This window comes from Mesorhizobium sp. BR1-1-2 (assembly GCF_020165435.1).
Classification (GTDB): Bacteria; Pseudomonadota; Alphaproteobacteria; order Rhizobiales; family Rhizobiaceae; genus Mesorhizobium.
Genome location: NZ_JAIUID010000002.1, coordinates 320,826 through 342,509 on the forward strand (window position 1 = coordinate 320,826; position 21,684 = coordinate 342,509).

Here is a 21,684-nt window from a genome sequence, read left to right on the forward strand (position 1 = left end):
GCAGCAATACGCCCTAAGGATTGAGGTATGGTTGACGCGGCCGCGTCATTTGACGGCAATCGCCTGGCGGCAACCGAAGCCTCGCCCTGCGCGCCGCCGACAGACTCGGCCGGGCTGTCGGTTTCCACCGCTTCCGCCGATGGGCTCGCGGCCTATGCCGCGTTCTGCCGCTCAGCTTTGTTCGCGCCGGCGCAGAGCGCGGTTTGGATCCGCAACTGGGCCGCGCAGGTCGAGCCGGACCCGGTCGTGGCGATGCTGAATTGCGAAGGCAGGCCGGTTTTCGCACTGGCGCTGGAGGTCGTCGGCCATGGGCCATTCCGGGTTGCCCGCTTCATGGGCGGCCGCCACGCCAATGGCAATTTCGTCGCCGCCGACCCGCAGTGGCTTGCCAGGGCGGACAGCGCCGCTATTCGTTCGACCCTGGCGGCTATAGGCGAGGCTCGCCCCGACATCGATCTCGTCGCCTTCGAACGCCTGCTGCCCGACCTCGATGGCGTAGCCAACCCACTCGCCTCGTTCGATCATTTCGACAGCCCGAACCTGTCGCTCGCCGTCGACCTGGCCGACGGTTTCGATGCACTGCTCTCTCGCACAAACGGAAAGCGCAAACGCAAGAAGCACCGTTCGCAGACGCGCAAGTTCGAGGCCATCGGCAGCCATCGGCGCATCGAGGCGCGGACTGTGGACGAGGTCGGCCGGCTGCTCGACGGCTTTTTCGAGATGAAGGAATTCCGCTTCCGCAGGATGGGCATCGCCAACGTCTTCGGCGACGATCAAGTGCGCGCGTTCTTCCGTGCTTTGTTCACCGAGGCACTTGCCGAGGACAAGCCCTCCTTCGTGCTGCACGGGCTCGAGGTTGCCGGCAAGCTTCGCGCCGTGACCGGATCGAGCCGCTCGGGCAAACGCCTGATCTGCGAGTTCGGCGCGATCGCCGAGGATGACCTCGCCCACACCAGCCCCGGCGACTTCCTGTTCTTCGACAATATCCAGGAAGCCTGCGAGGCGGGTTTCGACGTCTATGATTTCTCGGTCGGCGACGAGCCGTACAAGCGTTTATGGTGCGATATCGAAACGCAGCACTTCGAGGTACTGGTTCCGCTGACGTCGAAAGGCCGCGCACTGGCGCTGGGGCTGCGGCAAAGCGCCAGGCTGAAAGCCGTCGTCAAGAACAGTCCGACGATGTGGAAGCTGACCAAGCTGCTTCGTCGCAAGGCCGCTGGCCAGGCGCCGGCGCCCGCCGAGGACGGAAGCTAACCCCTTCCAACGTGATGACCGTACGCTCCGCTCAACGGACTCAAGCCGCCGAGCGCCTTCCCGGCACCGGGTTGCCCGGCGGTTCGTGGCCGAGCGGGGTCACCAGCGTCAACTCCGGATAACCATTCTCGATCAGCTTGACGGCGGCCTGCGTCACCTCGTCATCCGGCTCAAGCATGGAGAGGAACACTTCGGTCGCATCGCCACCCAGACGGCCGATGCCTTGCGCGTCCGCGGGGCCGCATTCGACCACCACCAGGTCATAGGCGGTGGTCAGCGATTGCATGATGATCGGTAAGCGGTCGGCGGCGCGCATGGCGCGAACCGGATCGGCGGTGCCGACGGGAATGACATGGCAGTCGGAATAGAGGTCGGGGTGGATGACCTCGCTGAACTGCGCCTGCGACGCGAGCAGGTTGGTGATGCCCGGGAACAGCCCGCTGTCGAGCATCGGCCGCGAGGCGGCGCCGGAAGCCGTGAGGTCGAGCAGCAGCACGCGCAGCCCGGCGTCGGAGACCTCGCGCGCCACCAGGATCGCGGACGCGGCCGCCTCGTCACCTTCCGGTGACACGAAGATGGCGCGCGCGGCGCCGCTTGCGATCAGCTTTTCCGCCGCTTTTTCGACGTCGATCTCGCCCAGCACCGAACGCGGCCTGGTTTTGGCGACCGGGACGGCCTCGGCGACAGGAGCGGTTTCGGCGACCGGGGCGCCAGCGGCGGCTTCGACCTCTGTGGCAGGTTCCGCCGGCGAGGGCAGATCCGGTTCCGCCATCATCTCCGGTTCTGCCGCTTTCTCGGCGTGGTGCTTAGGCCCGAGCTCTGGAATGATCGTCGGTTCCCTGGCCGCGACCGGCATCGCCACCTCGTCGATCGGCTCGAAGCGAGCGCCACTGGCGGGGCGCATGGCGCGGCCGGAAAAGAGTTCGCGCAGCAGCGTGAACACCGACATGAGCAAAAGCGAGGCGGCAAAAGCAGCACCGACGATCGGCCCGATCTTGGGGAAGTAGGCCTCGGAAGGCACCACGGCCTTCGAGATGACACGTGCGTCGACCGGCACGTAGTTGCGATCCTGGCGCGAAGCCGCCTCGCGGTAGTTGGTCAGGTAAAGTTCGAGCTGCTGGCGCTTGGCGGCAGCATCACGCTGCAGCGCATCGAGACCGACTTGCTGTTCGCCCGCCTCCGCCGAAGCCGCCTTCAGCGTGTTGACGTCGGCGACGAGCTGGCTCTCACGTGCCTTGGCGGCATCGGCCTGCATGGCCAGGCCCTTCATCACCTTCTGAGCTTCGCTGCGGATCTGCGCGTCGAGATCGGCCAGCTGTGATTTTGCCGCGCGAATGCGCGGATGATTGTCGAGCAGCGTGGTCGACAGGTCAGCGATGTTGGCGCGCAGCTCGACCTGCCGCTCGCGCAAGCGCTGAATGAGATCGGACGACAGCACTTCGGGCAGCGAATCCAGCGAGCCGCCGTTCTGCAGCGCCTTGCGCACGCTTTCGGCGGTGCCTTCTGCTGCGGCGCGGTTGGCCCGCACCCGCGACAATTCGGTCGATAGTTCGGCCAGTTGTTGGGTGGCGAGCACAGAATTGTTGCCGCCCACCAGAAGGTCCGACTGGGCGCGATAGGCGGCGACCTTGGCCTCGGCATCCCTGACCTGCTTCTGCAAATCGGCGATCTCGGGAGCCAGGAAGTCCGCGGCGGCGGTGTTGGATTCGAGCTTGGCCGCGCCCTGGCCTGCAATATAGGCGGCGGCAATGGCATCGGGGATAGCAGCCGCGAGCTTGGGATCTTCCGAAGAGAACTCGATGGCGATGATACGCGTCTTTTCGACCCCATAGACGTTGAGCTTCTCGCGCATCTTCTTCAGGACGCGTTCGTCGACCGGGATATCCATGGGATCGTTCTTCAACCCCACCAGGATCAGCAGGCGGCTGAGAGGCGACATATCGACAGTTTCATCGAATTCGTGCAATCGCGACAGATCAAGCTTCTGCGCTACCTGCTTGAGGATTTCGTTGGACGAAATGATCTGGACCTGGGTGGCGACGCCTTGCTCATCGAGGATAGGCTTGTCGCTGTCATTGCTGCCGGCCGGGCGCGTGTAGACGGATTCACGCGTATCGATCTGAATCTGCGTCTGGGCCTTGTAGTGCTTGGTTGCCAGCGAAGCGAGCGCAAACGCCAACCCGGTAACCACCAGGGAGACGACCAATATTCGCAGCCAGTTCCTCGCCAGGCTGGCGAAGAGTTGCCTGAGATCGACGTCAACGTCTGCGGCCGTGGACTGAACGGACATGCATCCTACTCCGATACGGATCGCATGCACCGTAAACAACTATGGTAACTCAGCCGTTAAGATCACAGGAAGCTTCCGTCAGGACTTACTGGCAGACGCCAAGCAAAACCGTCAAAGTTGTAAAACTCCTGCCGATCGATGCCGTATCGATCGCGCCCTTTACCGGCCATTAACCCTAACAGGACGATAACGGACGCGCTCTCAGATGTTTGCTGCGACGCCGCAGCGGCCAGTCGAAGGTATGTGTCCTGTCATGAAAAGCACTGCTTCCCTTTTTCGCGCGCTGCTTGCCGTGTCGATGCTTGCTGGCTGCTCCAGCTACCGGCCGACGCCGGCCGCCTTCCACGAGGTGCTCGATCAACCCTATCGCCTGGGCGCCGGTGACCGCGTCCGCGTCACCGTGTTCGAGCAGGACGGGTTGACCAACACCTACAGTGTCGATCAGTCCGGCTATCTCTCGTTCCCGCTGGTCGGCGCCGTGCCGGCGCGCGGCCACACCGCCCAGCAGATGGAAAAGGAAATCGCCGACAAACTGCGCCAGGGCTATCTGCGCGACCCTGACGTTTCCGTCGAGATCGACCGCTACAGGCCTATCTTCGTCATGGGCGAAGTGGGAGCCGCCGGCCAGTATTCCTATGTGCCCGGCCTCACCGTTCAGAAAGCGGTCGCCATTGCCGGCGGCTTCACGCCGCGCGCCAACCAGGAAAGCGTCGACATCACCCGAGATATCAACGGCAAGGTGATGACCGGCCGGGTTGTCACGTCAGACCCGCTGCTGCCCGGAGATACCGTCTATGTGCGCGAACGTCTGTTCTGACGAACACACGTGGCGGACAAACTCAGGATCGTCCATTGCTTTCGTTCACCTGTCGGGGGGATCTTTCGGCATGTGCGGGACCTCGCGGAAGCTCAGGTCGCCGCCGGCCATTCGGTCGGCATCGTGTGCGATTCGACCACAGGCGGGGAATTCGAGGAGCGCCTGTTCGATCGGATGAAGGCCATGCTGGCGCTCGGCATCCATCGCACGCCGATGCAGCGCCATGTCGGACTGGGCGATCTCGCCTCGGCCTGGCGCACCTACGGGATCATCAAAGAATTGCGGCCGGACGTGCTGCACGGGCACGGTGCCAAAGGTGGTGCCTATGCCCGTCTGTTCGGCTCATTGTTGCGGGTATCAAGGTCTCGCGTAGCCCGCCTTTATTCGCCGCATGGCGGTTCTCTCCACTATGACGAGAGCACGTTCACGGGAAAGCTGTTCTTCGCGCTCGAGCGATCCATGGCTCACTTCACCGACTGTCTTCTGTTCGTCTCGGACTATGAGCGACGCACCTATCGCAGGAAGGTCGGCGAGGCGCCCGTTCCAAACGCGCTGGTCTACAATGGCCTGCGCGCGGCCGAGTTCGATCCCGTTCCGGAGAAGCCTGGAACGGTGGACCTGCTCTACATCGGCATGATGCGTGACCTCAAGGGACCCGACATCTTCATCGACGCGCTGGCCCTTGCCGGGACACGGCTCGGACGCCCGCTGGGCGCGGTCATGGTGGGCGACGGCGACAACCTGCCTCGCTACCGCGCGCAAGTGAGGCGGCTCGGGCTCGACGGCAACGTGCGTTTCCTGCCGCCTATGCCGGCCAGGGATGCCTTTGCGCTGGCCGCACTGGTCGTCGTTCCCTCGCGCGCCGAAGCATTGCCCTATGTCGTGCTGGAGACGCTTGCGGCGGGAAAACCGATGATCGCAACGGCCGTGGGCGGCATACCGGAGATTTTCGGCGCCGAATCCCCTGCCCTGATCAGGCCCGATCCGTTGCAGCTTGCCGACAAGATGGCCGAAGCGCTGGCCGATCCCGCCGTCTATCGAAAACTGATGCCCGATCGCGCCGATCTGGAGGCACGCTTCGGAGCCGATGTCATGGCCGCCGAGATCGAGAAGGCGTATTTCGCGGCGCTGGCCAAATAAACCACCGTCCCAAGCTCTTCCAAAGCCACGCGTTGTTTCAAGGGTTTCTTAGCTCTCTTTTGCTATTGCCTGGGGGAAGCTTGCGGAAACCCCATGAACGAGATCGATCCCGTGCACCGCTTTTCGGCAGAGGCTGTGCGCAAACTCGACACCCCGACCGATGGCGGCATGCCGGGCGGCATGAATGATGTCGCCCGTCAGGTCGCCTCGCAATACCGGCGCGATACGATGTCGCCCATCATGGTCAGCGGCGTCCTGCGGATGGTCGAGTTCGCAGTGCTGTTCCTTTCCGGCCTCGGCGTCTATTTCTACTTTGTCGGCTTCTTCAACTATTTCGCCTGGCAATATCCGCTGACCATCGCCGCCGCGTCGTTCCTTGCAGTGGTGCTGCTCGACGTCACCGATTGCTACCAGATCGTCTCGCTCATGCGGCCGATCGCCAATTTTGGACGTTTGCTGCTGGTCTGGGCCGGCACGTTCGCCCTCATGGCGCTGACGGCATTCGTGATGAAGATATCTGAAAACTATTCACGATTGCTGTTCGGCACCTGGTTCGCCGTCGGTTTCATTCTCATCTTCGGCCTGCGGCTGGTGATGTCGAAGCTGATCCGGCGCTGGGCGCGCGACGGCCACATGGAGCGGCGCGCCGTCATCGTCGGCGGCGGCAAGGCAGCGGAGGTCCTGATCCGCTCCGTCGAGAGGCAGCCCTATAACGACATCCGCATCTGCGGCATCTTCGACGATCGCAGCGACAAACGCTCCCCGCCTATCGTTGCCGGCTATCCCAAGCTTGGCACAATCTCGGAGCTGATCGAATTCGCCCGCATCGCCCGCATCGACATGCTGATCGTGTCGCTGCCGCTGACCGCCGAATCGCGCGTGCTGCAATTGCTGAAGAAGCTGTGGGTGCTGCCGGTCGATATCCGGCTGTCGGCGCATTCGAACGCGCTGCAGTTTCGTCCGCGCGCCTATTCCTACATAGGCTCCGTGCCGATGCTCGACATCTTCGACAAGCCGATCAACGACTGGGATTCGGTGGCCAAGCGCGCCTTCGACATCGTTTTCAGCCTGATCGGCATCGTCGTGTTCTCGCCGGTGATGCTGGCGACAGCAATCGCCATCAAGCTCGACAGCAAGGGACCGGTGCTGTTTCGCCAGAAGCGGCATGGTTTCAACAATGAGGTGATCGAGGTCTACAAATTCCGCTCGATGTATGCCGACCGGTCGGACCCGACCGCGAAGCAGACAGTGACCAAGAACGATCCGCGCGTCACCCGTGTCGGCCGCTTCATCCGCAAGACCTCGATCGACGAACTGCCGCAGTTCTTCAATTCGCTGCTGGGTTCGCTGTCGCTGGTCGGCCCGCGCCCGCACGCGATCGCCGCGCAGTCGCACAACCTGCTCTACAACGAGGTGGTCGACGGCTATTTCGCGCGCCACAAGGTCAAGCCCGGCGTCACCGGCTGGGCGCAGATCAATGGCTGGCGCGGCGAGATGGACACCAACGAGAAGATCCGCATGCGGACGGAATACGACCTCTACTACATCGAGAACTGGTCGATGCTGTTCGACCTGCGGATCCTGTTCCTGACGCCGATCCGGCTGCTCAACACGGAAAACGCCTATTGAGCGCGGTCACCCATGACCTGCCGCGCGCGGCGGTTAACGCCAAGCTGATCGCGCTGATTTCCTCGGGCGCGGTCGGGCTCGGCATCCTGCTTTCCGGCTTCGTCATCAGCGAGCCGGCCCCTTACGAAATCTACATGGCCGGCCTGATTGCCATCTGGGCGCTTTTCGGTTTGAGGATTTCGCGCGCGGCCGCGCCGCTGCTGGTGCTTCTGGTGACGATGAATATCGGCGGCATGATCGCCATGACGCAGATGTCGGACCTCGCCAACACACCGCTCTACCTTTCAGTGTCGCTGTTTCTCGCTTTCAGCGCGGTGTTCTTCGCATCGGTCACCGCCACGCAGCCGAGCCTCTACCGGCTGATCTTCATCGCCTATGTCATATCCGCGGTGATGACGTCGCTGCTCGGCATAGCAGGCTATTTCCATGCCTTCCCGGGGGCGGAGATGTTCACCAAATACGACCGCGCCGCGGGCGCCTTCCAGGACCCGAACGTGTTCGGGCCGTTCCTGGTGCTGCCCGGCATCTACCTGCTCCATCTGCTCCTGACCGGGCCGGTCTCGCGCATGCCGCTGCTGGCGGTGCCGCTGCTCATCATCACATCGGGCATCTTCTTCTCCTTCTCGCGCGGCGCCTGGGGCATGTTTGCCGTCTCTGCCGTCCTGCTCACCGGCTGCCTGTTCCTGCAGAGCAACAGCGGCATGTTCCGGCTGCGCGTGGTGGTGATGACCATTGCGGCATTGTCGCTGCTGACGATCGCCATGATCGTCATCCTGCAACTGCCCGGCGTGGCGGAGATGTTCTCCAACCGTGCCCATCTCGAACAAAGCTACGACACCGCCCGCCTCGGCCGCTTCGCCCGCTATGCGATCGGCTTCCAGATGGCGATGGAGCATCCGTTCGGCATCGGACCGCTGGTGTTCGGCACCATCTTCGGCGAGGACACCCACGACATCTGGCTGAAGATGCTGATGGACTATGGCTGGCTCGGCTTCGTATCGTTCCTGACGCTCGTCATCTGGACGATAGGTGCCGGATTCCGCATCCTGCTGCGCGACCGGCCATGGCAGCCCTATCTCCTGTGCGCCTATGTCGCCTTCATCGGCAATATCGGGCTCGGAACCTTCATCGACATCGACCATTGGCGCCATGTCTACCTGCTGCTCGGATTGGTCTGGGGGGCGATCGCACTGGAACATCGCCATCAGCGGCAGTTGCGGATGGCGATGCCGGATCCAACAGCCATCGCATCCACACGGGCGTGATAAGCGCCGAATTTCGGTTGACCCGAGCGGGGTTATCACGATACATCGCGACCGGTCCGGAGTGTAGCGCAGCCCGGTAGCGCACTTGACTGGGGGTCAAGGGGTCGTCGGTTCGAATCCGGCCACTCCGACCATTTTTCACAAGGACTTCCCCCAAAGTCCCCCCGTCGGTTTCCAAAACGATTTTCCACTGGGGTAACGCATAGGGTGCCCTCATTCGTTGCGGTTGCTGCGACTATGGACACCCGGCATTGGTGGCGGCGGACACGCATTTTACGACCCCAACGGAAAGAGGAACGTTCAAACGCCTGCAATCCCTACAGTGGCGAACGGCATTCCGGTATCAAAGTCGTGAGCGCTATGTGGACGCTGGACCTGATGAAACGGATGCAAGAGTGGGGATACGACAAAAGAGTGGGGCAAAAGAATTGCCTCCTCCTCACCGTTCGATGACTAGGAAAGTTGCGACCGAAATTTCCGATCGATTGACATGACACCAAGCAACAAATTCTAGCAGACGCCGCTCCGCTTGCCGGTCAATGCAAAGCCTGCCACCGTGAGGCAGCGGATCGCCCCCATCATCCTCAGCCATCTGATGCTTGTTTCTTAGTTGGTTGGGGCAAATCCGTCGCTACAGATCCAATAAGGCTGGCGGTCAGCGCCTTGGCCTTGGAAGCGATCATCTTGCTGCCGGATGCTGCAACTGCGTTCCATTTTCGAATGCGAAGTGAGTCGTTAACTTCCGCATAGCTCGTACGCGAATTCCGCGGGCCATGGACAAAAGCAATATCGGAAGCGACTGGTAGCCAAAGCTCCACATTTTGATGGCCAAGGCGCGTGTCGCCGTCGATACCGCCTAATCGAAACACTGGATTACTTGAGATGACGAAAGCACATCGGGGGTTAGTGATCCTCACAATCATGAAGGCGCATTTTGCGAACTCGCCCATGACGGTTTTGCTGATATTTGCCAGGGCGTTTGTTCGGGCATTTTGCCTCACTCGGCGCCAGACGGCCGGGTCGCTGCTTTCCGCCCTTTCTGCGTCCGAAAGCGGGCGGTAGGTCTTCTCGAATTCGAGAATTGAGTCGTCTACTATCGCCCGCAAGGTGTCATCATGCATCGTTGCATTAATGCGGTCGGGAACCCGTTTCCATTGCATATAGGAAAACAGATCGACCAGACTCCGTTCGTCGGCCGACAAACTCCGCCTCTTTCCTTTCCTCGCATCATCGCAAATGTCTTTGACCAAGCCGGCCATGGCGCTTTCCATAGCACTAAAAGCGCATTCGAGAGCCGGGTCTTTCTCACCTTGTTTTTGTAACTTGCTGTAAAGGTGGCTTTCGAAAAAAACCTTCTTAGTTGTCTCTGGAAAGACCCCCCTGTGAACTGTTCTGCTGTCATAAACATGCAGCACTTCGTTTTCGTCGCGGAAGTTTCGCAACAAAAATTGCGGTACAAAATGATGATCTGCTGGCGGCTTTGATGTTTTCACAAGGCAATTTTAGCTGGAGTCGTAGCGCCCGGCTACACTCACAGCCGGGCATCGTTTCGCTTGTGGGCTGACCAAGCGCCTTCGTGCGCGGTGCCCCGCCTTCGCGCCCGCCCCAGATGAAACCGGGCTGGTCATAGTCAGCGTCATCGGCCTCTCGCTCGTCATCTCCTTCCGGCATATCGCCGCTGTCTTCCTCGGCATCCTCACAGTTGGACATCCCACCCCCTGAGGGGCCGCGTTCCCTCAGCCGAGCGTATTTCATCGTCGGCGGTTTCCTCTAGGTCACAGTCCGCCTCCATGCAGTCCAGCGCGGTGATAAGCGCCATAGACCGGTCGAGCAACTCGTTGATCCGTTTCTCGATTTCCTGCCGCCACGTGCGGGGATCGCCATCTATCCCTGGCAGACATCGATCCATTCGGCGCCGGTGAGGTCAGCCATGCGTTGCGGCGCGATACGCACCGCCGCGTTGGTGGCGCCGGCGGCGGGCACGACCTCTTCGAAACCGCGCAGCGACACGTCGCAATAGACCGGCAGCGGCGCCGGCAGGCCGAACGGGCAGACACCGCCGACGGGATGGCTGGTTGCCTCGACAACCTCAGCGGCCTCCAGCATGCGCGGCTTGCTGCCGAATCGATCCTTGAACTTGCGATTGTCCAGCCTGGCGGTGCCGCTGGTCACGACCAGCATGGTGCGTTCACCGACGCGAAGGCAGATCGTCTTTGCGATCTGCGCCGGCAACACGCCGTGCGCCTGCGCAGCCAATGCTACGGTCGCCGAACTCGCCCCGGTCACGATCACGTCGATATCGGGCGCCTTGCCGGCGAAAAAGGCACGAACGGATTCCAGGCTCATCGAAACCCCGCGGACCGGCATGACGAAGCAGCAAGCTAGGCCGGCGCGTCCATAAACACGTGCCAAGGGTAAGCAGGCAAGCCTTCAGTCACGGCAAACAGAAAACCCGCCAAGATCCCCGGCGGGTTTTCGAACATGGTTGGCACTGGCCCTTACAGCGCGGGGCGGTCTTGCGCAGCCCGCGCCTGCGCGGCCGTGCCGAGCAGCGCCTCCTGAGGAAGCCGAAGCGCCGACGCAATACGGCGCAGCTTCGACGGATCGGCCGTCCTGCCGTTCTCGATATCCTCGATTTCGTCGACCGCCAGACCGGTTGTCAGGGACAGCTCCTCGACACTGTATCCCTTGGTTTCCCGAATCGTTCTGAGGGCGCTAGGGCCTTGCCCGGCTTCGCTGGCAACCAGTTCCGGGAGGGGTTCGCGCTTTGCACTGTATGGCATTGGCAACTCCGTTGGCTGAAAGAGTTTGATGAAAATGGTGTTGCCTGAGACGGCGAGAACATGCCCGCTTGCGGGTGATTTGCCAAGTCACAAACTGGCCGTCACAGCATCGTGAACCGGGGTGTGGCGCACGTCGCTTGCAGCCTTTCTCGATCAAGTTCTTTTGAGCGCCTGATCACCTCGTCGCTCGATAATTTTGACGCCCCGTTCGTTGTTTCAATTGCGCCGGCGCGTAACCCAAGACCGTTGCCGGCGCGGCTATCATTTTCCTGAAAGGATCAATGCGATGAAATTGCGGACAATCATGATCGTGCTCGGCACGCTTTCCAGCCTTGGCATTGCTGCAACCAGCGCGCCGGCGGCAGACACGGTGCGCGTGCGCGGCGTCGTGGCCAGTTCCGATCAATCCCAGTTGACGGTGAAAAACCGACAGGGTGGCATGGATAAGGTCAAGCTAGCCGCCGGATGGAAGATATCGGGCGTTGCGGGCGCGTCGGTAAAGGACATCAAGCTCGGCGATTTCCTCGGCATAGCGTCCGTGTCGAAGGCCGACGGCGGCAGCGGTGCGCTCGAGGTCGTGGTGTTTCCCGCTGCCTTGAAAGGCACGGGCGAAGGCGACCGCGCCTGGGACCTCAAGCCCAACAGCCGCATGACCAACGGCACCGTCGCCGACGTGACCGAGGTGAATGGCCGCGCGGTGACGCTGACCTATGACAACGGCCAGACAAAGAAGATCTCAATCCCCGACAAGACGCCGGTCGTCACCTTTGCGCCGGCCGTGCCGGCCGATCTCAAGCCCGGAGCGCCCGTCGTGGTCACCGCGACGCGCGGCGCCGACGGCACGCTGAGTGCCAACCGCGTCGTGGTCGGCAACAATGGCGTGGTCCCGCCCATGTAAATAAGCCGGTTGGATCTGCGGCCTCGTACCGAAATTTCTCCCGCTCATCGGCACTGTGAGCTCAGCCTGTCGGCGGAGCCCACAGCCTGCGCCGCCAGACACATTCCAGAAACAAAATTCTATATTCGGGAAATACTGACGAAAAAAAACGGGAGCGTAATCCCGCTCGCGGCGAACAGGCTGTTGGCCTGATTCAGATTGCCTGCGAAAAAAGGAAGATATCCATGAAGAAGTCCCTCCTCTCGGCCCTCGGGCTTGCAATTGCCCTTGCATTCACCATGCCAATCCTCGGCGCGACCAGCGCTGATGCGGCGCCGATGCACAAGCATCACCGTCACCATCGCAAGCACCATCGCAGCCACCACTATCATCACCACCACCACAAGGTTATGGGCAAGAAGGCCTGAGCTTAACCGATTGCCAATGAGAAGACCGGTTTTGGCCTCTCGTTCGAAGCCGGTCTCCTCTTGGTTTCCTCCGGACACGGGCCGTATCAGTGCGATTCCCGCGGAGCCCGAGAGCTACAACGAGCGTCTGCTCTGAAGAAAAATCCCTGTTCGTTATACAGACCGACAAGCTGGTGGAAGGGTCCTTTCTTCGCTACGCCCGAAGGCGCCGCTGTCCCAAACTGCGGTGCACTTTCGCGCGACATGAATCGTCCGCCCGCACCGATTCCGGTGGAACCGTCTTTTGAGAAGAATGAAATAAAGTCAGCGCCGGCTGAATAGCAGACTGGCGACCAGACCAACCACCACGAGACCTATGGCGGCGGCCGTCGCCGGATGCTCGCGGGCTGATTTCTCGATCGCCCTGCCTCGTTCGCGGATCGCCGGCATCGCATCGTGCAGACGTTCCGCAAGGTCGGAATACGTGTCGAGCGCCGCGTCGCGACCGCCTTCGTAATAAGCGCCGCCCCGCCTGGACACGGCCTTCTTCAGGGCCGCCAGTTCCCTGGAGAGTGCAGCGACCCGCTTGTCGAGATCGACGTCCGAGAGCGTCGAGAATGATGCCATGGTGCGTTTCCTTGTCTGCTCAAGCCTTGTCTTGCTCAAGGAAACGTAACGCATCACCCAAAGGCGGGTTCCCGGTCTTCAGGCGCCGGCCGGTTGCCCGTCAGCGCACCTGGTCGAGGAGGCGCTTGCATTCGAGCAGGTCGAACAACGCTTCCTGCAACAGCGCGCGGTTGTCGCGCGACAGTTTCGAAGCGTCCGGCTGGACCGGGCCTTCCTCGTCGCTCTTGCCAAGGCCGAAGAAACGGCGGCTGGGCTTGACCCTCGGCTGGCCAACCAGTTCGTCATCTCCGCCGCGCGGCTGCGCTGCCGCCGTCAACGGCACCTGATCGGCCTGCTTTCGTTGCGAGATCGCCTCGACGGCGGCCATGTCGCCATTGCCGATGGCAACCAGGAAATGGTTGCCGTTTTCACGCAACAGCTTCTGCACGCCCTTGATGGTGTAGCCCTGGTCGTAGAGCATATGGCGGATGCCCTTGATCAGTTCGACATCCTGCGGCCGGTAGTAGCGGCGGCCGCCTCCGCGTTTCATCGGCTTGATCTGGTTGAAACGCGTTTCCCAGAAGCGCAGCACGTGCTGCGGCAGATCGAGGTCTTCGGCGACCTCGCTGATGGTGCGAAAGGCGTCAGGGCTCTTGTCCATGGGCGAAATCCTCACACTGGAGCATGATCCCGGGACATGGGAACCGGCGTTCGAATGGGATTCCCTCCACAGGAGGGGAGCTCATTCCGGCTGCGCGTAACGATCACGCGGAACACCAATCCGGCCATGTTGCCGAATCGGGTCTCATTTCAGCGGTTTGTGAGGCAATATTCAAGCCCGGCATGATCGCAAGGCCTGTTTTCAACCGTGCATTTGGAGCGAGCCTACTTGCCGCCCTTCGCCTTGCCGCTCTGGTGGGAACGCAAGATGCGGTTCTTCAGCACGTTCGACGACTTGAAAGTCATCACCCGGCGCGGCAGGATCGGCACTTCTTCGCCGGTTTTGGGATTGCGCCCGATGCGCTCGTTCTTGGAGCGGACGTGGAATGTCGCGAAAGACGACAGTTTCACCGTCTCGCCACGGACGATCGCCTCGCAGATCTCGTCCAGCACCGCCTCGACGAGTTCGGCCGATTCAGTGCGCGACAAACCTACCTTGCGGTAAACGGCTTCGGCAAGGTCGGCGCGCGTAAGTGTCTTTCCCCCCATGCGACCGTCCCATCAGCTCAAAACATAAAATCGACACAACAGCGGCAGAGCCTAAGTAATTGATCCGGCAAGGTCAAGGACCGAACCGGACCGTTCGGCACTTACCAGCGAAGCAGAACCGCGCCCCAGGTGAAGCCGCCGCCCATCGCTTCCAGAAGCACCAGGTCGCCCTTTTTGATGCGGCCATCGGCAACAGCCACAGAAAGCGCAAGCGGCACGGAAGCAGCCGAAGTGTTACCGTGCAGATCGACCGTCACCACCACCTTTTGCTCGGCTATCCCGAGCTTCTTGGCGGAAGCGTCAATGATCCGTTTATTGGCTTGATGCGGCACGAACCAGTCGAGGTCGTCGGCGGTGATGCCGGCCTGCGAGAACGTCGCCTCGATGACGTCGGTGATCATGCCCACCGCATGCTTGAAGACCTCGCGGCCTTCCATCCTGAGATAGCCGACCGTTCCCGTCGTCGAAGGCCCGCCATCGACAAAGAGCTTGTCCTTGTGCGCGCCGTCGGAGCGCAGGCTCATCGCCAGCACGCCGCGGTCGGCAATACTGCCATCCCCCTCGCCGGCTTCAAGAACCAGGGCACCGGCGCCGTCGCCGAACAGTACGCAGGTCGAGCGATCGGTCCAGTCGAGGATGCGCGAAAAGGTTTCCGAGCCGATCACCAGCACGCGCTTGGCCAAGCCGCCGCGAATATAGAGGTCGGCCGTGGTTACCGCATAGACGAAGCCCGAGCATACCGCCTGCAGGTCGAAGGCAAAGCCGTGATGCATGCCGAGCCGGTTCTGGATCTCGACGGCTGTGGCCGGAAAAGTGTTGTTGGGCGTCGAGGTCGCCAGCACGATCAGGTCGATGTCTCCGGGCGTCAGACCGGCATCTGCGAGCGCTGCGCGCGCCGCCGCCTCACCCAGCGAAGCGGTCGTCTCGTCGTCGGCCGCGATATGGCGCTGGCGGATCCCGGTGCGCTGGGCGATCCACTCGTCCGAGGTTTCGACCATGCCTTCAAAGTCGGCATTCTTCATGATGCGGCGGGGCAGCGCGGCGCCCATGCCGCGCACGACTGATCTGATCAAAGTTCTTTCCTATTCCTTTGCGTCGCTGACGACGTCGGATTTCCTAGATGTCTGGGCATGCGGATTGCGCGCATGGAACAAGTCCAGGTCGGCCTCGATGCGGTCGAGCAGATTGTTGCGCACCATGTCGTAGCCGAGTTCGATGGCGGCGGCGAAACCATCCGAATCAGCGCCGCCGTGGCTTTTGACCACAATGCCGTTCAGCCCGAGGAAAACGCCGCCATTGGAGCGGCCCACATCCATTTTCTCGCGCAGGCGATCGAACGCACCCTTGGCGAAGATATACCCGATCCTGGCCATCAGTGTACGGCTCATCGCCGCTCGCAGGTAACCGCCAATCTGGCGCACCGTGCCTTCCGCCGTCTTCAGGGCGATGTTGCCGGCGAAGCCTTCGGTCACTACGACGTCGACCACGCCCTTGCCGATGTCGTCGCCCTCGACGAAACCGTGATAGTTCATCGAGGCCATATTGGCTTCACGCAGCATGCGCCCAGCCTCCTTAACCTCTTCCTGGCCCTTGATCTCCTCGACCCCGACATTGAGCAGGCCGACACTGGGCCGCGAGACGCCGAAGACCGATCGGGCCATGCCGGTTCCAAGGATGGCAAAATCGATGAGCTGGTGCGCATCCGCGCCAATGGTGGCGCCGACGTCGAGGACCACGCTTTCGCCGCGCAGCGTCGGCCAAAGTGCCGCGATCGCCGGGCGGTCTATGGTAGCCATGGTGCGCAAGCAGAATTTCGACATCGCCATCAGCGCGCCGGTGTTGCCGGCCGAGACGCACGCGTCCGCCGTACCCGACTTGACCGCCTCGACAGCCTTCCACATCGATGACTTCCAGCGGCCATGGCGCAGCGCCTGGCTCGGCTTGTCGTCCATCCTGACGGCCACCTCGCAGTGGAAGAATTCACTGACACCGGCCAGCTTGGGAAATTTGGCCAGTTCGGGCCGTACGGCCTCCTCCCGCCCGTAGATGACGAAGCGAACGTCGGGACGGCGGGTCGCGACGGTCATGAGCGCCGGAATGACCACGGCTGGTCCGTGATCGCCGCCCATGGCATCGATGGAAATCCTGATCACGCGGTATTCATCTCACGGTTTTGCTTAGGCGGCGGATCGTTTTAGTGATCGCGAAGGTTCGGCGAAAATAGCGGTTTTGGACATTCGCACAACCGACTTTTCCGTCGCGGGCGAGGTTTTCAGGATTTTCCCAGCAGCGACCGCAGTTTCTGCTGAAATTCATTCTCCACCGGTTCGGCCTCGCCGCCGGCATCAAGCGTCGCACCCGGCTTGCGCGGATAAGGATCGATGGCCAATCCGAAGAACTGCTCGGCGAGTGCCCCGACATCGATCGTGTCGCCTGAAAATGTTTCGGGACTGTCAGGTCCATCCGCGTCGAGCATGATCTCGCCGCCGCCTTCGAAACCCTGTCGTCCAAGCTTGGAGTCCTCGGGCAGGAACAGAGCCTCGAATGATTCGTCGATATTCGCTCCGACCGGATCGAGCGTGACGATACAGGCCTGGGTGATGTCGGCCTCGACCCGGCCGCTGACCTTCACACCATTGCGTTTCCACGGCGTCACCAGGAACTCGGCGCGGTAGGCTTCGACCGAGAGCAAGCTGTGCTCCTCGGCGAGTTTCGCGCGCTGCGCGGCGTCGGCCTCGATGACCACCGGCAGGCCCTTCTGCGGCAGGCGGGCGACGTTGGCAAAAAACGACACCGGGCTTTGCGGATCGGCGTGCTTCATCGATCTGCCTCCTGGGCGAGCGGAAAGGTCACTGTGCCGGAGACGATCGCCCGGCACGGCTGCGCGGCCAGCCGGTTGCGGGCATCGGCGACATAGTCGGACAGTCGCAACGCTTCCGCCCAGGCCACGGCATCGGGCCGGATATTGCGTGCAAGGGCGGCGGTGAGCCCATCATGATCATTGCGCTCCAATGCGTCGTCATAGGCGGCGGTGCGGCCATAAAACATCTTCGCCAGCTTTTTCATGCGCTTGGGCACTCCGACATCACCAATGCCGAGTTCCCGCAGCGAATGGTCGACGTCGAGGAAAAACTCGTCGATCAGCACCTGAGCGATCTCCTGCGCCACGCCGTCTTCGCCACGCAGCCGGTGCTGGACCAGGAACATGTGCAGCGACAGCATCTCGAAACGGCCAAGCGGCGTGTCCGGCACATTCCAGTGGGAATAAAATACCGTCTGCCGCGCGGCCGCCACGATTTGTGCGTAAAGCGCGTCGGTGATGGCGCGGTTGGCGTGGCGTTCGCGACCAAAAAGGCGCTGGAACATGGGGATGGTCTCCGGGGACCGTTTGTTGAATTGGCCTTGTTGCATCGGCAAGCAAGCTGGTTTACCGGTTTTGCGGCCCAGCGCAAGTTGCGGCGATATAATGGAGAATTGTTGTTGCGCGCGCTGAATTTCAAGTCGACCTTCTCTTCCAGGCCCGCTGGCGCGATCTCGCTGCTGGCCATCATTGCGGCGCTTTCGGCCTGCAACAGTTCCAAGATGATCGGCGATCTGAACCCCAGCGAAACGCTGACGCAGGGGTATGTCATCGATCAGCAGGCGATCGATTCGGTGCCGGTCGGCTCAAGCCGCGAGCAGGTGCTGCTCGCGCTCGGCACGCCCTCGACGACGGCGACCTTCGACAATGAGGCCTTTTATTACATCTCGCAGACTCGCAAGCGTTACGTCGCCTTCGACAAGCCGCGGCTGATCGATCAGCATGTGCTGGCGGTCTATTTCGGGGCCGATGGGCGGGTCACCCAGATCGCCAATTACGGCCTGAAGGATGGCAAGATCTTCGATTTCATATCGCGCACCACGCCGACTGGCGGCAAGGACCAGAACTTCCTCAGCCAGATCATCAACGGCGCCAGCAAGCTGGCGCCCGGCATTCCCGGCGGCGGCACTCCCTGATCTCAGACCGCCTCCCCTCGGGGAAGGCAGCACCATCTCAGGCGACCAAAAACCCGTGGGAGCGATCCCACGGGTTTTTGTTATCATGGAGCGGGAGAGGCCGGCTCGCCGGCGATGGGCAGCCAGCCACGGCAGGACGCGGACGCAGCCGTTGAAATTCGCTTTTCCGCTTTCCGAAACCGCCGTCAAATAAAAACCCGCGGGGATTGCTCCCCGCGGGCTTTCAACGGTTTGCCGCTCAGCCGTGGGCCAGCACCGCCAGCAGCAGGAGCGCCACGATGTTGGTGATCTTGATCGCCGGGTTGACCGCCGGGCCGGCGGTGTCCTTGTAGGGATCGCCGACCGTATCGCCGGTCACCGAGGCCTTGTGCGCCTCGGAACCCTTCAGGTGCTTGACGCCGTCCTTGTCGGTGAAACCGTCCTCGAACGACTTCTTGGCGTTGTCCCAGGCGCCGCCGCCCGAAGTCATCGAGATGGCGACGAACAAGCCGTTGACAATGACGCCGAGCAGCGAGGCGCCGAGAGCCGCAAAGGCCGACGCTTTCGAGCCCGAGATCAGCAGCACGCCGAAATAGACGACGAGCGGCGCCAGCACCGGCAGCAGCGACGGGATGATCATTTCCCGGATCGCCGCCTTGGTCAGAAGATCGACCGCGCGCGCATAGTTCGGCTTGGACGTTCCGGCCATGATGCCCGGGTCGTCACGGAACTGCTTGCGCACCTCCTCGACGATGGCGCCCGCCGCGCGGCCGACGGCCGTCATGGCGATGCCACCGAACAGATACGGGATCAAGCCGCCGAAGATCAGGCCGGCGACGACGTAGGGGTTGGAAAGATCGAAGGAGACCTCGCCCATGCCCTGGAAGTAGGGGTATTTGTCGCCATTGGCGGCAAAGAATTTCAGGTCGTTCGAATAGGCCGCGAACAGCACCAGCGCGCCGAGGCCCGCCGAACCGATGGCATAGCCCTTGGTCACCGCCTTGGTGGTGTTGCCGACCGCGTCGAGCGCGTCGGTGGAGTGGCGCACTTCCTTGGGCAGGCCGGCCATTTCGGCGATGCCGCCGGCATTGTCGGTGACCGGGCCGAAGGCATCGAGCGCGACGATCATGCCGGCAAGGCCGAGCATGGTGGTGACGGCGATCGCCGTGCCGTAAAGGCCGGCGAGCTGATAGGTCGAGATGATGCCGCCGACGATGACGATGGCCGGCAGTGCCGTCGATTCCAGAGAGACCGCAAGGCCCTGGATGACGTTGGTACCGTGCCCGGTCACCGACGCCTGGGCGATCGAGTTGACCGGACGCTTGTTGGTGCCGGTGTAGTATTCGGTGATCACGACGATGAGACCGGTCACCACGAGGCCGATCAGGCCGCAGATGAACAGGTTCTTGCCGGTGATGACCATGCCGGCGACGGTTCCGACCTCGCCCCAGCCGAGCGTGGCCGAGGTGGCGACGCCCAGGCCCACGATGGACAACAGGCCGGTGACGATCAGGCCCTTGTAGAGCGCGCCCATGATCGAGCCGTTGGAGCCGAGCTTGACGAAGAAAGTGCCGACGATCGAGGTTAGGATGCAGGCGCCGCATATGGCGAGCGGATAGAGCATCGCCGCACCCAGAATGGCGGTGCCGCCAAAGAAGATGGCGCCCAGAACCATGGTGGCGACGACTGTGACCGCATAGGTCTCGAACAGGTCGGCGGCCATACCGGCGCAGTCGCCGACATTGTCGCCGACATTGTCGGCGATGGTGGCGGGGTTGCGCGGGTCATCCTCGGGAATACCGGCTTCGACCTTGCCGACCAGATCGCCGCCGACATCGGCACCCTTGGTGAAGATGCCGCCGCCAAGACGGGCGAAGATCGAGATCAGCGAGGCGCCGAAGCCGAGTGCGACAAGCGAATCGATGACGACGCGGTCATTGGGCTGAAGCCCCATGAAATGGGTGAGGATCAGGTAGTAGATCGACACGCCAAGCAGGGCAAGCCCGGCAACCAGCATGCCGGTGATGGCGCCCGACTTGAAGGCGATGTCGAGGCCGGCGGCAAGGCTGTTGGAGGCGGCCTGTGCCGTGCGAACATTGGCCCGCACCGAAACATGCATGCCGATGAAGCCGGCCGCGCCCGAAAGCACGGCCCCGATCAGGAAGCCGATCGCGGCGGTCATGGACAGCAGCCACCAGGCGAGCAGCAGCACGACCACGCCGACGATGGCGATGGTGGTGTACTGGCGCGCCAGATAGGCTTGCGCGCCCTCGCGGATGGCTGCGGAGATTTCCTGCATGCGTGCATTGCCCTGGTCCGAAGCAAGGACCGAACGTGTCGCCCAGATGGCGTAAAGGACAGAAAGCAGGCCGCAGGCGATGACGGCGGAAATTATGGTCATTGCCGGGTTTTCCTCGATTGCTGGCCCAAAAGAACCCCTCCCTGGGCCGTTGAGACAAAGACGGAATCCCGTGCGCGGAATCCCCCTCTTCGCAGCGGTGTATGCGAAACAGGGCCGCGAACGTCAAGATATTGTTCGGTTTTTGCCCGGCTTTCGCCCAAAAGAGCCGGACAGCGGCAGGTGTCGCCATGCCGCTGCTGCTTTATATCGATTGAAATCGCCAATCAGCAGTCAGGCCTGGCGCAGATCGCCGTCTGGCTGGATGACGAAGATCAGCACCGTCAGCATGGTCATATAGAACATGAATGCCTTCTGCTGGCCGTTCCAGATGCTCGACTGCCACATGGCGAACCACTCGCCGCCCACCACCATGAATCCAAGATACCAGATCAGGAATCCCATCGTCGCGGCGATAACGGCGAATTTCTTGGCATCGTTGAAAACCTGTCCGCTGGCATTGCGCGCTTGCCATAGGTTCCAGGCCGCGATCAGGTAGAGCAGACAGGTCAGCGCCTCGCCGGCGATGATGAGCCAGTAGCCCGTCGTCCACAGCGAGGGGTTGGTGATCGAGCGATACATCAGCGCGTTGCCGGGAAAGGTCGTGTCCATGCTCAGCACATGCTGGACAAAGGCGAAGTTTGAGCCGTAATCGGTGACGTTGCCGAAAGCGACAAGAAAGGCGAAAGCCGCCAGACAGAGACACATGACGATCTTGGAGAAGCGCAAGGTCATGGCAAGAACTCCTGCTGAAGGATCGGGGCATTGGCCCAATCAATCGCCGAGTCCCGAAGATCGCGCAACTGGCAGGCGGGTGTCGATTATGCTCACGGCCAGCGCAAGACATTATGCCGGCAAGCAAGTCATCGCCGAACCCATCGAGGCGCTCCAGCTCGGCAGCGATTGCGCCGTTGGTGATCTTGTCTCGCTCGTGAAAGCAGGTACACAACACGACTTTGCCGTCATCTGCCGCCGCTGGACTGCAAAGAGCAAGGCATCGAACTCGAACTGACGCTCGACCACCCTGCCCGTTC

Annotated in this window: 22 protein-coding genes and 1 tRNA gene; 10 read left to right on the plus strand and 13 right to left on the minus strand. The window is 61.9% G+C overall.

Annotation, left to right across the window (positions count from 1 at the left end):
- The first annotated feature begins 27 nt into the window (after window positions 1–27).
- Window positions 28–1,254, plus strand: a complete 1,227-nt coding sequence (locus LB551_RS04925) for a GNAT family N-acetyltransferase (RefSeq protein ID WP_224658414.1) — start codon at window positions 28–30, stop codon at window positions 1,252–1,254.
- 40 nt (window positions 1,255–1,294) lie between these two features.
- Here LB551_RS04925 and LB551_RS04930 read toward each other — a convergent pair whose 3' ends face one another.
- Window positions 1,295–3,544, minus strand: coding sequence for a GumC family protein (locus LB551_RS04930; protein WP_224658415.1), 2,250 nt, complete (start codon window positions 3,542–3,544; stop codon window positions 1,295–1,297).
- A 253-nt stretch (window positions 3,545–3,797) separates the two neighbouring features.
- On the opposite strand from LB551_RS04930, the gene LB551_RS04935 reads away from it, so the two are divergent.
- The 5 genes from LB551_RS04935 to LB551_RS04955 all read left to right on the plus strand — a co-directional run bounded on the left by LB551_RS04935 (window position 3,798) and on the right by LB551_RS04955 (window position 8,529).
- Complete coding sequence (locus LB551_RS04935; protein ID WP_140493982.1) at window positions 3,798–4,361, plus strand: polysaccharide biosynthesis/export family protein; 564 nt, start codon at window positions 3,798–3,800, stop codon at window positions 4,359–4,361.
- A gap of 9 nt (window positions 4,362–4,370) precedes the next feature.
- Window positions 4,371–5,501, plus strand: coding sequence for a glycosyltransferase family 4 protein (locus tag LB551_RS04940; protein WP_224658416.1), 1,131 nt, complete (start codon window positions 4,371–4,373; stop codon window positions 5,499–5,501).
- Window positions 5,502–5,594: 93 nt separating this feature from the next.
- Window positions 5,595–7,130: an undecaprenyl-phosphate glucose phosphotransferase gene (locus tag LB551_RS04945; protein ID WP_140549062.1), complete on the plus strand. Its 1,536-nt coding sequence runs from the start codon at window positions 5,595–5,597 to the stop codon at window positions 7,128–7,130.
- Complete coding sequence (locus tag LB551_RS04950) at window positions 7,127–8,395, plus strand: O-antigen ligase family protein (RefSeq protein ID WP_224658417.1); 1,269 nt, start codon at window positions 7,127–7,129, stop codon at window positions 8,393–8,395. The genes LB551_RS04945 and LB551_RS04950 overlap by 4 nt, the downstream gene beginning before the upstream one ends.
- Window positions 8,396–8,452: 57 nt before the next feature.
- A tRNA-Pro gene (locus tag LB551_RS04955) sits at window positions 8,453–8,529 on the plus strand.
- 450 nt (window positions 8,530–8,979) lie between these two features.
- On the opposite strand, the gene LB551_RS04960 is transcribed toward LB551_RS04955, so the two are convergent.
- From LB551_RS04960 to LB551_RS04970, 3 genes are all read right to left on the minus strand, one after another.
- Window positions 8,980–9,888: a DUF4238 domain-containing protein gene (locus LB551_RS04960; protein WP_224658418.1), complete on the minus strand. Its 909-nt coding sequence runs from the start codon at window positions 9,886–9,888 to the stop codon at window positions 8,980–8,982.
- A 391-nt stretch (window positions 9,889–10,279) separates the two neighbouring features.
- Complete coding sequence (locus LB551_RS04965; RefSeq protein WP_224658419.1) at window positions 10,280–10,741, minus strand: YbaK/EbsC family protein; 462 nt, start codon at window positions 10,739–10,741, stop codon at window positions 10,280–10,282.
- Between the two features lie 152 nt (window positions 10,742–10,893).
- Complete coding sequence (locus LB551_RS04970) at window positions 10,894–11,178, minus strand: helix-turn-helix domain-containing protein (RefSeq protein WP_224622496.1); 285 nt, start codon at window positions 11,176–11,178, stop codon at window positions 10,894–10,896.
- 286 nt (window positions 11,179–11,464) lie between these two features.
- On the opposite strand from LB551_RS04970, the gene LB551_RS04975 reads away from it, so the two are divergent.
- Both LB551_RS04975 and LB551_RS04980 read left to right on the plus strand, forming a co-directional pair.
- Window positions 11,465–12,076, plus strand: a complete 612-nt coding sequence (locus tag LB551_RS04975) for a hypothetical protein (protein WP_181172346.1) — start codon at window positions 11,465–11,467, stop codon at window positions 12,074–12,076.
- A gap of 224 nt (window positions 12,077–12,300) precedes the next feature.
- The gene (locus tag LB551_RS04980) at window positions 12,301–12,483 is read left to right on the plus strand and encodes a hypothetical protein (RefSeq protein WP_224658420.1); all 183 of its coding nucleotides are present in this window, start codon (window positions 12,301–12,303) and stop codon (window positions 12,481–12,483) included.
- Between the two features lie 303 nt (window positions 12,484–12,786).
- Here LB551_RS04980 and LB551_RS04985 read toward each other — a convergent pair whose 3' ends face one another.
- From LB551_RS04985 to LB551_RS05015, 7 genes are all read right to left on the minus strand, one after another.
- Window positions 12,787–13,089 (minus strand): hypothetical protein, encoded by a 303-nt coding sequence (locus LB551_RS04985; protein ID WP_140549067.1) that lies wholly within the window; start codon window positions 13,087–13,089, stop codon window positions 12,787–12,789.
- Between the two features lie 100 nt (window positions 13,090–13,189).
- Window positions 13,190–13,729: a MerR family transcriptional regulator gene (locus LB551_RS04990; protein WP_140494005.1), complete on the minus strand. Its 540-nt coding sequence runs from the start codon at window positions 13,727–13,729 to the stop codon at window positions 13,190–13,192.
- 224 nt (window positions 13,730–13,953) lie between these two features.
- Entirely contained in the window at window positions 13,954–14,277 is a 324-nt protein-coding gene (locus LB551_RS04995; protein WP_140494007.1) for an integration host factor subunit alpha, read from the minus strand.
- 101 nt (window positions 14,278–14,378) lie between these two features.
- Window positions 14,379–15,350, minus strand: coding sequence for a beta-ketoacyl-ACP synthase III (locus LB551_RS05000; RefSeq protein ID WP_224658421.1), 972 nt, complete (start codon window positions 15,348–15,350; stop codon window positions 14,379–14,381).
- Between the two features lie 9 nt (window positions 15,351–15,359).
- Window positions 15,360–16,430 (minus strand): phosphate acyltransferase PlsX, encoded by a 1,071-nt coding sequence (gene plsX / locus LB551_RS05005; RefSeq protein ID WP_140494009.1) that lies wholly within the window; start codon window positions 16,428–16,430, stop codon window positions 15,360–15,362.
- A 119-nt stretch (window positions 16,431–16,549) separates the two neighbouring features.
- Complete coding sequence (locus LB551_RS05010) at window positions 16,550–17,098, minus strand: YceD family protein (RefSeq protein ID WP_224658422.1); 549 nt, start codon at window positions 17,096–17,098, stop codon at window positions 16,550–16,552.
- Window positions 17,095–17,643, minus strand: a complete 549-nt coding sequence (locus LB551_RS05015) for a ubiquinol-cytochrome C chaperone family protein (RefSeq protein WP_140549071.1) — start codon at window positions 17,641–17,643, stop codon at window positions 17,095–17,097. The genes LB551_RS05010 and LB551_RS05015 overlap by 4 nt, the downstream gene beginning before the upstream one ends.
- Before the next feature lie 114 nt (window positions 17,644–17,757).
- Between LB551_RS05015 and LB551_RS05020 the strand changes: the two genes are divergently transcribed.
- Complete coding sequence (locus LB551_RS05020) at window positions 17,758–18,273, plus strand: outer membrane protein assembly factor BamE (protein ID WP_140494015.1); 516 nt, start codon at window positions 17,758–17,760, stop codon at window positions 18,271–18,273.
- Between the two features lie 238 nt (window positions 18,274–18,511).
- Here the strand turns inward: LB551_RS05020 and LB551_RS05025 are convergent, their stop codons facing one another.
- Both LB551_RS05025 and LB551_RS05030 read right to left on the minus strand, forming a co-directional pair.
- Window positions 18,512–20,653 (minus strand): sodium-translocating pyrophosphatase, encoded by a 2,142-nt coding sequence (locus LB551_RS05025; protein WP_140549073.1) that lies wholly within the window; start codon window positions 20,651–20,653, stop codon window positions 18,512–18,514.
- 231 nt (window positions 20,654–20,884) lie between these two features.
- Complete coding sequence (locus LB551_RS05030; RefSeq protein WP_140549074.1) at window positions 20,885–21,385, minus strand: DUF2165 family protein; 501 nt, start codon at window positions 21,383–21,385, stop codon at window positions 20,885–20,887.
- Between LB551_RS05030 and LB551_RS05035 the strand changes: the two genes are divergently transcribed.
- Window positions 21,384–21,662 carry a hypothetical protein gene (locus LB551_RS05035; RefSeq protein WP_224658423.1) on the plus strand — a complete coding sequence of 93 codons (279 nt, stop codon included), beginning with the start codon at window positions 21,384–21,386 and terminating at the stop codon, window positions 21,660–21,662. The genes LB551_RS05030 and LB551_RS05035 overlap by 2 nt on opposite strands.
- The last annotated feature ends 22 nt before the right edge of the window (window positions 21,663–21,684 follow it).

What these genes read in the sequence shown, in the direction of transcription:
- LB551_RS04925 (WP_224658414.1), top strand. Translation starts at nt 28, where the DNA reads ATGGTTGACGCGGCCGCGTCATTTGACGGCAATCGCCTGGCGGCAACC.
- LB551_RS04930 (WP_224658415.1), bottom strand. Translation starts at nt 3,544, where the DNA reads ATGTCCGTTCAGTCCACGGCCGCAGACGTTGACGTCGATCTCAGGCAA.
- LB551_RS04935 (WP_140493982.1), top strand. Translation starts at nt 3,798, where the DNA reads ATGAAAAGCACTGCTTCCCTTTTTCGCGCGCTGCTTGCCGTGTCGATG.
- LB551_RS04945 (WP_140549062.1), top strand. Translation starts at nt 5,595, where the DNA reads ATGAACGAGATCGATCCCGTGCACCGCTTTTCGGCAGAGGCTGTGCGC.
- LB551_RS04965 (WP_224658419.1), bottom strand. Translation starts at nt 10,741, where the DNA reads ATGAGCCTGGAATCCGTTCGTGCCTTTTTCGCCGGCAAGGCGCCCGAT.
- LB551_RS04970 (WP_224622496.1), bottom strand. Translation starts at nt 11,178, where the DNA reads ATGCCATACAGTGCAAAGCGCGAACCCCTCCCGGAACTGGTTGCCAGC.
- LB551_RS04975 (WP_181172346.1), top strand. Translation starts at nt 11,465, where the DNA reads ATGAAATTGCGGACAATCATGATCGTGCTCGGCACGCTTTCCAGCCTT.
- LB551_RS04980 (WP_224658420.1), top strand. Translation starts at nt 12,301, where the DNA reads ATGAAGAAGTCCCTCCTCTCGGCCCTCGGGCTTGCAATTGCCCTTGCA.
- LB551_RS04985 (WP_140549067.1), bottom strand. Translation starts at nt 13,089, where the DNA reads ATGGCATCATTCTCGACGCTCTCGGACGTCGATCTCGACAAGCGGGTC.
- LB551_RS04990 (WP_140494005.1), bottom strand. Translation starts at nt 13,729, where the DNA reads ATGGACAAGAGCCCTGACGCCTTTCGCACCATCAGCGAGGTCGCCGAA.
- LB551_RS04995 (WP_140494007.1), bottom strand. Translation starts at nt 14,277, where the DNA reads ATGGGGGGAAAGACACTTACGCGCGCCGACCTTGCCGAAGCCGTTTAC.
- LB551_RS05010 (WP_224658422.1), bottom strand. Translation starts at nt 17,098, where the DNA reads ATGAAGCACGCCGATCCGCAAAGCCCGGTGTCGTTTTTTGCCAACGTC.
- LB551_RS05015 (WP_140549071.1), bottom strand. Translation starts at nt 17,643, where the DNA reads ATGTTCCAGCGCCTTTTTGGTCGCGAACGCCACGCCAACCGCGCCATC.
- LB551_RS05025 (WP_140549073.1), bottom strand. Translation starts at nt 20,653, where the DNA reads ATGACCATAATTTCCGCCGTCATCGCCTGCGGCCTGCTTTCTGTCCTT.
- LB551_RS05035 (WP_224658423.1), top strand. Translation starts at nt 21,384, where the DNA reads ATGGCAAGAACTCCTGCTGAAGGATCGGGGCATTGGCCCAATCAATCG.
- LB551_RS05030 (WP_140549074.1), bottom strand. Translation starts at nt 21,385, where the DNA reads ATGACCTTGCGCTTCTCCAAGATCGTCATGTGTCTCTGTCTGGCGGCT.